At 62.5% G+C, this 11335-nt stretch carries 11 protein-coding genes and 2 pseudogenes; 8 read left to right on the top strand and 5 right to left on the bottom strand.

The window, feature by feature from the left end:
• Positions 1–126, top strand: a pseudogene (locus G7A98_RS16580) (IS30 family transposase); the annotation flags it as partial.
• A 369-nt stretch (positions 127–495) separates the two neighbouring features.
• Here the strand turns inward: G7A98_RS16580 and G7A98_RS16790 are convergent.
• The 5 genes and pseudogenes from G7A98_RS16790 to rdgB all read right to left on the bottom strand — a co-directional run.
• Positions 496–1050, bottom strand: a pseudogene (locus tag G7A98_RS16790) (N-6 DNA methylase); the annotation flags it as partial.
• Positions 1051–1445: 395 nt separating this feature from the next.
• On the bottom strand, positions 1446–2297 hold the full coding sequence (gene rlmJ / locus G7A98_RS03295) for a 23S rRNA (adenine(2030)-N(6))-methyltransferase RlmJ (protein ID WP_163648060.1): 852 nt from the start codon (positions 2295–2297) through the stop codon (positions 1446–1448).
• 79 nt (positions 2298–2376) lie between these two features.
• Entirely contained in the window at positions 2377–3051 is a 675-nt protein-coding gene (locus G7A98_RS03290) for an OmpA family protein (RefSeq protein WP_205596206.1), read from the bottom strand.
• 52 nt (positions 3052–3103) lie between these two features.
• Complete coding sequence (hemW, locus tag G7A98_RS03285) at positions 3104–4279, bottom strand: radical SAM family heme chaperone HemW (protein ID WP_163648059.1); 1176 nt, start codon at positions 4277–4279, stop codon at positions 3104–3106.
• Complete coding sequence (rdgB, locus tag G7A98_RS03280) at positions 4276–4869, bottom strand: RdgB/HAM1 family non-canonical purine NTP pyrophosphatase (protein WP_163648058.1); 594 nt, start codon at positions 4867–4869, stop codon at positions 4276–4278. Before rdgB ends, hemW begins: the two co-directional genes overlap by 4 nt.
• 433 nt (positions 4870–5302) lie before the next feature.
• Here rdgB and G7A98_RS03275 point away from each other — a divergent pair, with 433 nt between their 5' ends.
• From G7A98_RS03275 to G7A98_RS03245, 7 genes are all read left to right on the top strand, one after another.
• Positions 5303–5974, top strand: coding sequence for a LuxR C-terminal-related transcriptional regulator (locus G7A98_RS03275; RefSeq protein ID WP_163648057.1), 672 nt, complete (start codon positions 5303–5305; stop codon positions 5972–5974).
• Positions 5975–5979: 5 nt separating this feature from the next.
• Positions 5980–6471, top strand: a complete 492-nt coding sequence (locus G7A98_RS03270; RefSeq protein ID WP_163648056.1) for a CsgE family curli-type amyloid fiber assembly protein — start codon at positions 5980–5982, stop codon at positions 6469–6471.
• A gap of 32 nt (positions 6472–6503) precedes the next feature.
• The gene (locus tag G7A98_RS03265) at positions 6504–6917 is read left to right on the top strand and encodes a curli assembly protein CsgF (RefSeq protein WP_163648055.1); all 414 of its coding nucleotides are present in this window, start codon (positions 6504–6506) and stop codon (positions 6915–6917) included.
• A 14-nt stretch (positions 6918–6931) separates the two neighbouring features.
• On the top strand, positions 6932–7768 hold the full coding sequence (locus G7A98_RS03260; protein WP_163648054.1) for a CsgG/HfaB family protein: 837 nt from the start codon (positions 6932–6934) through the stop codon (positions 7766–7768).
• A 423-nt stretch (positions 7769–8191) separates the two neighbouring features.
• Entirely contained in the window at positions 8192–9535 is a 1344-nt protein-coding gene (locus G7A98_RS03255; RefSeq protein ID WP_163648053.1) for a hypothetical protein, read from the top strand.
• A gap of 280 nt (positions 9536–9815) precedes the next feature.
• Positions 9816–10244 carry a hypothetical protein gene (locus G7A98_RS03250; RefSeq protein ID WP_163648052.1) on the top strand — a complete coding sequence of 143 codons (429 nt, stop codon included), beginning with the start codon at positions 9816–9818 and terminating at the stop codon, positions 10242–10244.
• A gap of 90 nt (positions 10245–10334) precedes the next feature.
• On the top strand, positions 10335–11333 hold the full coding sequence (locus G7A98_RS03245) for a hypothetical protein (RefSeq protein ID WP_163648051.1): 999 nt from the start codon (positions 10335–10337) through the stop codon (positions 11331–11333).
• Positions 11334–11335 lie beyond the last annotated feature (2 nt).

Raw genomic sequence — 11335 nt, 5'->3', positions numbered from 1 at the left:
GAACTCGACGAGATCGCTGACTCACTGAACACCCGGCCGCGCAAGACACTGGACTGGCGAACGCCGCTGGAAGTTTACGCTGAGGTGCTCAAGAAATCCGTCGCCGGTCCGAGCACCCTTCAATAGCGTTGCACTTGGAACTTGAGACCGCCGACCGTTCAGTCGATCAAGAGATTCAACTGACCGAACACAGAGATTGTCCGGCCTTTCTCCTACCCGGAAACAGGTTATAGCCCCGGTAGTAGTGGCATCAGCGAAAGGCATAACTGACGGTTCTAGCACATGCAGTGCGACTCCACCCAGCCCATCCGCTAAAAGTTGACGTAAGGTGGCACCATAGTTGACATCAAGCCATTCTGCCGACGTGATGAAGACTCCAAAATCTCCTGGTCGAGCAAGTTGCATAGTGCGAACAAAGAAATGTATATGCAGACCAGCCAATTTGCTTGCTCGAACCCCAAAAGAAGCCGCTGCGTCAGCGAACCACTTTTTGTCAGCTTCATTTATCAGGTGATGGCGAACATAGGGCGGGTTCCCGATAAACAGTGTTTTTCCTTTGATCCGTGGGAGTTCGGCCTGACGATAGTCACCAACTATAATTGTTGCCCGCTTCGCAAGGCCCAATACAGTTAAGTTCGCTCGAAGCAACATTGCAGCCAGCGGATCAAATTCAATCCCGATAAGCTTGGCTTTTGGAAAAAGCCGCGCCGCTGCGATGAGAAAGCGCCCCGAACCAGCCCCGGCATCCACTACCCTAGCAGGGGCTCCTTCAGCAGCAGCCCATGTTGTCATTGAGGTAATAATTGGGGCAGGGGTATACGTCGCGCCTTTCTCCCGGCGGATTTCAGACGGCCTTATTTCCGCAAAAGCTTGGCCCAGCGGATCCTCGCCCGCTTGGATAGCTTTTCGAGTGGCCTCAATAAGGCGCTCGCTTTTTGTTGGCCTAATGCCCTTTCGTGTTTGCCGCTCTTCGGACGACAACCTGGTTGTCGAGCCTATAAGAGCCAAAGCTAGGGCAATCAGCTCACGCTCATTAGTAATGTTTCTCATGGTTCCTTTCGGGGTTGCTGCTTATACAACTCCCACAGCTCCTCGAAGAGTTTTCGCAGAGAAATTCCCCGGCGACCAGCTTCGGCTTTAACCTCACACGCCATCTCAGGCGAAAGGCTAATACCGATGATACGACGCCCTGGGCGCTTACTTTTTGATTTATTTGTAGTATCCATACCATAAGAGTCGACTAGTCGACAAAAAATGTCAAGTAAATATTTCTGTTGGGTGAGCCGTGGGATCAAGGTAAAGTTAAGGAAACGCTAAATCAGTAGGTTACGTGGTTTCTTGATCATTTTTGATCCCCATTTACTCCCTTAAAACTATAAACTATTGATTTTATGACTTATTTTACATTCTGTATCGGCAAGTGACGCCGGCCGCCACGGGCCGGCTCACTCTGTCGTCCACCATTTCCCGCTGTGCCGCGCCCCTCGGCCCCACAGCGGCGCCAGGCGCTGCATGGCCGCCGACAGCTCGGTATCCAGCCCCCAGGGCGGGTTGCGCACCACCAGGCCGCTGCCGTACATGCCGTGGCGCTCCCCGGCGGCATGGTGAACGAGTTCGCTGCGCCACAGCTTGTCGATGCCCGCCGTGCGCAGCGCCTCCAGCAGGCCGTGATGGTGACCCGCCGGCAGCAGCGGATACCAGATCATCACCACCGCGTGGCGCGCCTTGGCGGCGATCCGCTGCAGCGTCTGTGCCGTCTCGGCGTATTCGGCCTTGCGCTCGTAGCTGGGGTCGATGAGCACGCACAGCCGCGGCGTCGGCACCGGCAGCCGGCGCACCAGCCCCTGCGGGCCATCCTCGTGGAAGCGCCGGGCCTGGGGCGGCAGCGCCTGGCTCTCGAGATGACGATGCTCGCCCGGGTGCAGCTCGAAGAGCGTCAGCCGGTCCTGTTGGCGAATGGCCCGAGACAGCCACCACGGCGAGCCGGGATAGTGGGTCAGCGTGCCACTCCTGGGCTGGGCCTCGGTCAGCGCGGCGAGCCAGTCGGCGAGCAGCGGCGCGTCGTCCCTGACCAGCGCATGCCGGGCCGCCCAGACCGGTTCCACCCCGTCGCGGTATTCCTGGAGCCTGTCGGTCTCCATCGCGGCCAGTGGATACAGGCCGCGACCGGCATGAGTATCAACATACGTAATGGGTGATTCTTTACGTAAAAGATGGCGCGTGACGGCATGCAGCGCCAGATGCTTGTGAACGTCGGCGAAGTTGCCGGCATGATAGGCGTGCTGATAGGCAAGCATGGCGAGATTCCGATGAAGAAAAGGCCCACCGACAGTCGCCGGTGGGCCCGAAGGTCGCGAATCGTGGAACGTCGGGGAGTTACTGCTGCCCGGTCGGCACCACGGTGATCTCGACACGGCGGTTCTGGGCGCGTCCGGCTTCGGTATCATTGCTCGCCACCGGCTGGCTTTCCCCCTGACCGACCATGTTCAGGCGCTGACGCTGCACGCCACCCTGCATGAGGTAGTCGCCCACCGCCTGGGCCCGGCGCTCGGAGAGGCGCTGATTGTAGGCCTTCGAGCCGGTGCTGTCGGTGTAGCCGGCCACGGTGATGCGGGTTTCCGGATACTCGCGCAGCACGGCGGAGACATCGTTGAGCGCCTGCCGCGCCTGGCCGGTGAGTTCGCTGGAGTCGAAGCCGAAGGTGACGCTGTTGGGCATGTTGAGGACGATGTTGTCGCCCTGGCGCTGCACGCCGATGCCGGTACCCTGCAGCCGGTCACGCAGCTTGGCTTCCTGACGGTCCATGTAGTAGCCGATGCCGGCACCGGCGGCGGCGCCCACCGCCGCGCCGATGGCGGCATGATCGCGGCGGCTGGCGGCACTGTCGCCACTGAGCAGGCCGGCCACGGCCCCTGCCGCGGCACCGATGCCCGCACCGGTGGTGGCCTTGGCGGTCTGGGGCTCCCCGGTCTGCGGGTTGGTGGTCGTGCATCCTGTCACGGCCAGTGCGGCCGACAGCGGAATCGCCATCCAGAGCTGCTTGGTGATCATGCGGTTAACGCTCCTCGTTTCCTTGGCTTCCGTGAATAAGGCTTGCCGCCCGTCACGCATCGTCGATCAGGGCCAGCAAGTCGTTCAAGAATAACAGACCCTGCGGGCTCGCCTGCAGCCGGCCGGCATCCTCGACCAGCAGCCCGCGCGCGCGGGCTGCCGCCAGGTGCGGTGTCAGTTCATCCAGCGGCCGGCCGGTATGGGCTTCCCACAGCGACAGCGGCACCCCGTCCACCAGCCGCAGCGCGTTCATGGCGAACTCCAGCGGCAGCGTCTCGAGCGCCACCGGCTCGCGCCCGGCCTCGAAGCCGCGCGGGTCGTCGGCGCGGCGCAAATACGCCTCGGGCTGGCGGGTCTTCCAGCGCCGCTCGACGTGCCAGGTGCCGTCGGGCTCCCGCCGGGTCAGCTTGCCGTGGGCGCCGGCACCGATGCCCAGATAGTCGCCGAAGCGCCAGTAGGTCAGGTTGTGGCGCGAGGCATGGCCGGGCCGGGCATAGGCAGAAATCTCGTAGCGCCCAAGGCCGGCGGCCTCGAGTCGCGCGTGGCCGGCATCCTGGATCGCCCACAGCGTCTCGTCCTCCGGCAGGGGCGGCGGCCGGGAGTGGAATTCGGTATTGGGCTCGATGGTGAGCTGATACCAGGAAAGGTGCGTGGGCGCCAGCGACAGCGCCGTGTCGATATCGGCCAGTGCCAGCTCGGCGTCCTGCCCAGGCAGGCCGTGCATCAGATCGATGTTGAAATTATCGAAGCCGGCCTGCCGGGCGCTGTCGACCGCGCGACGCGCCTCGTCGCCGTCGTGGATGCGTCCGAGCGCCGCCAGCTGGGCCGCCTGAAAGCTCTGTACACCCAGCGACAGGCGATTGATGCCGGCCCGGCGATAGGCCGTGAAGCGCCCCTGCTCCACCGTGCCCGGATTGGCTTCCAGGGTGATCTCGGCATCGGGGGCGAGCACGCCGCGCCGCTCGAGGGTGTCCAGCAGGCGCGCGTAGAAATCCGCCGACATCAGGCTCGGCGTGCCGCCGCCGATGAATACGCTGTGGATCAGTCGCCCGTCGCTGCGCGTGAGCTCCTCGTCCAGATCCATCAGCAGGGCGGCCAGATACGCCGACTCCGGCAGATCGGCGCCGGAACCGGAACCGATGCCATGGGAGTTGAAGTCGCAGTAAGGGCACTTGCGCACGCACCAGGGCACATGCACGTACAGCGCGAGCTCGGGCAACGGCCTCATGAGCCGAGGCTCTCCACCAGGGTGCGCAGGGCCCGGCCCCGATGGCTGAGGCGGTTCTTCTCGGCGGCGTCGAGCTCGGCGGCCGTCAGCCCCTGCTCGGGCAGCCAGAACAGCGGATCGTAGCCGAAGCCGCCCTCGCCGCGCGGTTGGGCGAGAATCTCGCCGCGCCAGCTGGCCTGCACGATGCGCGGTACCGGGTCGTGCTCGTGCCGCAGCCATACCAGCACGCACCAGTAGCGGGCCGTGCGCTGCCCCTCGGGAACCTCGGCCAGCGCCTCGATCAGCTTGCGGTTGTTGGCCGCATCGCTTCTGGGCTCGCCCGCATAACGCGCCGAATAGATGCCCGGCGCCCCCTGCAGGGCGTCCACCGCCAGCCCCGAGTCGTCGGCCAGCGCCGGCAGGCCGCTGATCCGGCAGGCATGGCGTGCCTTCAGCAGGGCGTTCTCGACGAACGTCAGCCCCGTCTCCTCGACGTCGTCGACGCCGAACTCGCGCTGGGGATGCACCCGATACTCCAGGGGCGCCAGCAGCGCCTGAAACTCGCGCAGCTTGCCGGGGTTGCCGCTGGCCAGTACCAGTCGTCGTTCCATTTCACGTCACCTTGGTGTTGCAGAGTTTCGCTCATTCTATCGGTTAGCACGGCACATGCGGAACGCCAGACGGACTGACGGCGCCCCGCCCTCCCGGTCTCCGTACCGCTTCCCACCTCCAGGGTTGGCAACCATCAGCCTGCCATCACACAGAAAGGTTACAAAATGTTTTTCTCATGACTGATTTTTCTCCTCTCTCATGACAGGAAACCAGAGGACAAGAAAAAGTTGACAGGTAAGTAAATGATTAGAAATTTGAAAAAATAAAAGTGATTGAAAAAGTTATTTTTAATACCAAAAAACGATAACAAGAAACGAGTAACCAAACTTTACAAACAGGGAGGGACCAACAAAGCTGAATCAGACCGCTGCATGGTACGCAGAGACCACATAACGACTCACGATCCAACACCATACTTCCGGAGCAGTGACGATGAGCCAAGGGAACTCATTGATTCTTCTGGTCACGGACTGCAATCCCCAGACGCAGCTGTTCATGGACTACATCGCCGAACAGCTGGACTGCCAGATTGCCGCCGTCTCCCCCCACGATTCGCTCGATGCCTTCACCAGCGACTCGCTGCTGATCCTGCTCGATGCCGATCACGTCGATGAAAGCAGCATGCAGCAGTGGCACAGCCGGGCGGCGGAGACGGCCCACACCACCCTGGCGGCCATCAACCTGCGCGACGAGGACCATGCCGCGGACATGCTCGCCTCGCTGCACCTGCGGGGCGTCTTCTACCGGCGCGACAGCATGGCGTTGATCTGCAAGGGCATCCACGCCCTGCTGGAAGGTGACCTGTGGATGTCGCGCTCGCTGATGACCCGCTTGATCGAGTTCTACCGGCGCCAGCAGCTCAACGCCTATCGGCCGGTCTGCGGGCTGACCCACCGCGAGCTGGAGATCATCGGCCTGCTGGGCTCGGGGGCCTCGAACACCGAGATCGCCGACAAGCTGTTCGTCAGCGAGCACACGGTCAAGTCCCACCTCTACAACATCTTCCGCAAGATCAAGGTGCACAACCGCATTCAGGCCATGAACTGGGCGCGCCAGAATCTCGGTGCGCCACCGCCCAGCCCGAGCAAGCCCCAGCGGCGGTGACCGTCATGAACACGCCCTACCTGCGCCTTGCCCTGTGCCTGCTGTGCCTGTCGATCGCGCCGGCGTTCGCCGGGACCGAGCCCGCCACGCCGGCGGCCGGCCCGCAGAGCGACGCCCCCGAGAGCGCGGACGGCCCCGCGACATCGCGGACGCTCAAGCCCCGCGAGCCGTCACCGCTCAACGGCCTGGTGGTGGATCGCACCATCACCATGATCGGCAAGACGTTCTATCAGCAGTTCAGCCAGCGCCGGCTGGACAGCATCGTGCTCAACAACACCAACCTGGTGATCCACGAACGCCCGTCGGCACGCTGGGGCAGCATCGTCTGGGTCGCCGAGGGCAATCGCATCCTGTATCGGGCCACCCTGCCGCCCCGCTTGAGTGACGTCGATCAGTATGCCCGGGCCGCCGTCGAGCAGGTCGAGCAGCTGGTACTGCGCCGCAAGGTCATGCAGGCACTGGACCGCAATGGAGACCTGGCCGGCGACGAATGGTGAACCGGTCCAACGACATACGCGAGGGAATCACGATGAGAATGCAGCCGCTCCTGTTGTCACTGGCCCTGGCCACGGGTGCCGCCCAGGCAGGGGAACTGGTCTATCGACCGATCAACCCGTCGTTCGGCGGCGACCCGCTGAACGGCAACTACCTGCTCAACAAGGCCCAGGCCCAGGACGACAACAAGGATCCCAACGCCCCCGACTTCGGCAGCTTCAGCGAGACCGACCTGTTCATTCAGGACCTGCGCAACAGCCTGGTCTCGAACGCCATCGACGACGCCGTGAACGCCACCGATCCCGGTCGCACCAGCACCATCGACAGCGCCGAGCTGAAGATCAAGATCGTCAGCAACGGCAACGGCGGCTTCCAGATGCAGATCACCGACCGCCGCACCGGGGAAGTCACCAACATCAACCTCGGCTCCGCCGCCAACAACTTCTGATGAGGGCGAACACCATGAAAGGATTGACGGCCTGCCTTGTCATCTCCCTGCTGGCTCTGAGCGGCTGCTCGAGCATGGTGACCACTGCGGAGGGCCTCGAGGCTGCCCCCGCAACGCTGATGCCGCGCTCCGGCACCTACGGGGACCTGATCAGCCTGCCCAAGCCGAGTGCCAAGATCTACGCCGCGGTCTATGACTTCCGTGACCAGACGGGACAGTACAAGCCTCAGCCGGCCAGTACCTTTTCCACCGCCGTCACCCAGGGCGGCGCGGCGATGCTCAGCGGGGCGCTGGCCGACTCCGGCTGGTTCGTGCCCCTCGAGCGGGTCGGGCTACAGAACCTGCTGACCGAACGCAAGATCATTCGCGCCAACCTGGAGCGCAACGGCCAGACTGATGCCCTGGGCTCGCTGGATGCGGCACGTGTCCTGCTCGAGGGGGGCATCATCGCCTACGACTCCAACCTGCGGACCGGGGGAGCCGGGGCCGAGTATTTCGGCATCGGTGCCTCCGGGCAGTACCAGGTGGATCAGGTAACGGTCAACCTGCGCGCCGTGGACATCGCCACCGGGGAAGTGCTGGCCAATGTCACCACCAGCAAGACGATCTTCTCCCACGAGATCCGTGCCGGCGTGTATCGCTTCATCGATTTCAAGCGCTTGCTGGAAGGCGAGATCGGTTACACCAACAACGAACCCGTGCAGATGGCGGTCATGTCGGCCATCGAGTCCTCGGTGATTCACCTCATCGCCCGGGGTATCCAGAACGGCCTGTGGACACTGGCCAATCCCGCCGAGCGTGACGACCCGATTCTCAGCGCCTACCTGGAGGCACCCACTCCCATGCTCTGACAGCCCGGCTCGCGCGATAGTGCCTGAGCGCCCTGCGGGGCGCTTTTTTCATGCCTGCAGCCTGACCGCCACCCCGCTGTTTCTCTCGACAGGCCATGCTTAAAGACAAACTTGTGACTTATCTGTGCACTTTAAAAACATCGTCTCTCACATCAGTCCGGCCAGCATGAAAAATGGCATTTACTTCTGATTGCTGCATTTTTTCACTTTGTAAAGACTTCGAAAGGCAGTGCAAAAAACCATGCCAGCAATGACAGAACGGAATGCCGTGACGGCGAGAAACGTCGTTCAGCAGGATCGCTGATGCGAGGCCCTCCCGCCGTCTCGGCACCATGAATCCGCAAGACGGAGTGACGCGTCCGGGCGTGCCGGTGCGCGAATCTCGTCGCTCGATCACGAGCAGCCACAGGGTGGGAACAGCACATGAAACTCAAGATCGCGATTCTGTCCGCCTCGATTGCCTTGTCGTCCCAGGCGATGGCCGCCAGCAACGACATCACGGTCGAACAGGACGGCTACGGCAACCGGCTCAATGCCTACCAGTTCGGCACCGGCGGCACGGCCAGCTATCAGCAGTCGGGCTGGCGCTCCAGCGCCGAGCTGCGCCAGTATGGACAGGGCAACAACGCCTCGCTGATGCAGAACGGCTATCGGGGGCAGGCCACTCTGCTGCAGCGCGGCTATCTCAACAGTGCGGCGATTGATCAGGATGGAATGCGGAGCCGCGCCTCGATCACCCAGCGCGGACAGAACAACGATGCCGCCGTCACCCAGCGCGGCTGGCGCAGCGACGCCACCGTCACGCAGCGGGGCTATGCCAACCAGTCGGCGATCACCCAGTCGGGGTATCGCAACAGCGCGACCACCCTGCAGGCCGGCCAGACCAACACCTCAACGGTCGCCCAGGAAGGCATGCTCGGCACGGTCGACGTCACCCAGCGCGGCTACGGCAACCAGTCCGACGTCACCCAGGGCGCCGATAGCTACACCAACGCCGTGACCTCGGTGCAGCGCGGCACCTACAACGAGTCGACGGTCACTCAGGACGGCTACTTCGGCACGGTCGACGTCACCCAGCGCGGCTACGGCAACCAGTCCGACATCACCCAGGGCGCCGACGGCTACACCAACAGCGTCACCTCGATGCAGCGCGGCACCTACAACGAGTCGACGGTCACTCAGGACGGCTACTTCGACACGGCCGATATCACCCAGCGTGGCTATGGCAACCAGTCCGACGTTACCCAGGGCGGCTATACCAACAGCGTGACGTCGTTGCAGAAGGGTACCTACAACACCTCCAGTGTCGACCAGAGCGGCTACTTTGGACGTGTCAATGTCAGTCAGTCGGGTTACGAGAATGATGCTTCCGTCACCCAGCAGGGCTACCGCAATCAGGCCGACGTGATGCAGTCGGGTGAGTTCAACACGGCCGAACTCAGCCAGTCCGGCGAATACAATCGCGGCGATATCTCCCAGAGTGGTTACGGCAACGACAGCACCATCACCCAGAGTGGCTGGCGCAACCTGGCCACCACCGAGCAGGACGGCACCTACAATACGGCGGAGATCACCCAGAGCGGCTATCGCGATATCGCGAATATCTACCAGAACGGCTACGGCAACAGCGCGGTGATCTCGCAGGCCGCCGACGGCTGGGGCTCGATGGCCACCAACCGGGCCAGCATCGTTCAGTACGGGTACAGCAACAGCGCCAGCGTGACCCAGAGCGGCGGCGGTAACACCGCCAATGTCTATCAGTACTGACACGCGTCAGTCACTCGAGAATGAGAGACCCCGCCTCGGCGGGGTCTTTCGTGTCTCATCCGTTAAGCGTTACGCGTCAATCATCTCACCCTCCTTTCATCAACGCGCTGCTGTGTTTTCCGGTGACATTAACCAGAGAATTCAGCGCCATTTTCATGCGCGCTTCTTATAGCGAATCTCGCCTTTTGTATAAAAATGTAATCAACCATTTCAGGCGAGATTCACCATGAAATCGTCAGTGATCATCGGGGCCGCAGCCGGCCTTTTCATCACGACCTCCGTGCAGGCACGTGACCTGGCCATCGGCTCGGAACTGGACAGCTACTCCGGGGTTTCTCGTGGCGATCAGGCCGTGACGATCGAGCAGTCAGGCGTCGGCAATCGGGCCGACACTCGCCAATACGGCAGCGGCAACGGCGTCGCCATCGGCCAGTCCGGCCGGGCCAATCATGCCGTGGCGATGCAGGCCGGCAGCGCCAATGAGGCCAGCATTCTTCAGTCGGGCGGTTATCTGAGTGCCGAAATCAACCAGCAGGGGGTCGGACACAGCGCCGACATCGCCCAGTCTGGTTATCACAAGCAGGCCACCATCAATCAGCAGGGGGCCTACGGCAACGCGGAAATCGTCCAGCTGGGCAGGAGCAGTACCCCCGTGAGCATCACGCAGTACGCCCGCGGACGCATGAGCGTTCAGGTCGTGCAGCACTGATGGCGGGGTTCAAGGAGCGGCATCGACAGGACGTCACCGCGTCTCGCATGCCAGACGTTGATTGAAAAACCAGACAAGGGAACACGAACCATGAAACTGCAACTCTCCGTACTCGTCGCCGCCATCGCCCTCTCCACCAGCGCCATGGCCTCCGAGGAGGGTAGCCACCATGGTGGCGGTCATCACGGCGGCTTCCACAACGGCAACAATAGCTCGGAGATCAACCAGACCGGCTACGGCAACAGCGCCGAGACCAACCAGATCGGCTACAGCAACGCCACCACCCAGCTTCAGACAGGCTGGGGCAATGACTCCAGCGTCATGCAGCGTGGCTGGGACAACTCCGCGGATGTGACCCAGAACGGCTGGGGGAACCGTTCCAGCGTCTATCAGCAGGGCTATTCCAACTCCACGGACGTGTCCCAGTCCGGCATGCACAACAAGTCGTCCGTGACCCAGAATGGTCGGGATAACTATGCCGCCGTTTCTCAGAACGGTATGGGCAACCGTTCCGACGTGTCCCAGGAAGGTCGCGACAACGTGGCCGACGTGACCCAGAACGGCACCCACAACGATTCGGTGGTGACCCAGAACGGCCGCGACCATTACGCCCGGGTCAAGCAGAACGGCATGGGCCACGCGTCCGACATCGCCCAGAGCGGCAAGGATAACGTCGCTCGCGTCGATCAGTCCGGCAGCCTCAACGACTCCGTGATCGTGCAGAAGGACGAGAGCAACTATGCCAAGGTCACCCAGTCGGGTACCAAGCAGTTTTCCGACATCTACCAGAGCGGCAAGGATCAGGTCGCCATTACCACGCAGAGCGGTTACGGCAACGATGCCAAAGTGGTCCAGGAAGGGATCGGCGACAACTACTCGTCGATCGGCCAGACCGGCTACAACGATCTCGCCGATGTCTACCAGGGCGGCTACGACAACGTCTCGTCGGTCAGTCAGGGAGCCGCCGCCGGCATGGGCATGATGAACCTGTCCCGCAATACCGCGACCATCGTCCAGCAGGGCTACGGCAACTACTCCAGCGTGACCCAGATGGGCGGTGGCAACGCGGCCAACGTCTATCAGTACTGAAG

This window comes from Modicisalibacter sp. 'Wilcox', from assembly GCF_010993675.1.
GTDB lineage: Bacteria > Pseudomonadota > Gammaproteobacteria > Pseudomonadales > Halomonadaceae > Modicisalibacter > Modicisalibacter tunisiensis.
Note: the sequence above shows the minus strand (reverse complement) of the source record. Positions and strands in the feature narration are given on the sequence as shown.

Coding starts and splice junctions, on each gene's coding strand:
- rlmJ (WP_163648060.1), bottom strand. CDS start 2,297: ATGCTTGCCTATCAGCACGCCTATCATGCCGGCAACTTCGCCGACGTT.
- G7A98_RS03290 (WP_205596206.1), bottom strand. CDS start 3,051: ATGATCACCAAGCAGCTCTGGATGGCGATTCCGCTGTCGGCCGCACTG.
- hemW (WP_163648059.1), bottom strand. CDS start 4,279: ATGAGGCCGTTGCCCGAGCTCGCGCTGTACGTGCATGTGCCCTGGTGC.
- rdgB (WP_163648058.1), bottom strand. CDS start 4,869: ATGGAACGACGACTGGTACTGGCCAGCGGCAACCCCGGCAAGCTGCGC.
- G7A98_RS03275 (WP_163648057.1), top strand. CDS start 5,303: ATGAGCCAAGGGAACTCATTGATTCTTCTGGTCACGGACTGCAATCCC.
- G7A98_RS03270 (WP_163648056.1), top strand. CDS start 5,980: ATGAACACGCCCTACCTGCGCCTTGCCCTGTGCCTGCTGTGCCTGTCG.
- G7A98_RS03265 (WP_163648055.1), top strand. CDS start 6,504: ATGAGAATGCAGCCGCTCCTGTTGTCACTGGCCCTGGCCACGGGTGCC.
- G7A98_RS03260 (WP_163648054.1), top strand. CDS start 6,932: ATGAAAGGATTGACGGCCTGCCTTGTCATCTCCCTGCTGGCTCTGAGC.
- G7A98_RS03255 (WP_163648053.1), top strand. CDS start 8,192: ATGAAACTCAAGATCGCGATTCTGTCCGCCTCGATTGCCTTGTCGTCC.
- G7A98_RS03245 (WP_163648051.1), top strand. CDS start 10,335: ATGAAACTGCAACTCTCCGTACTCGTCGCCGCCATCGCCCTCTCCACC.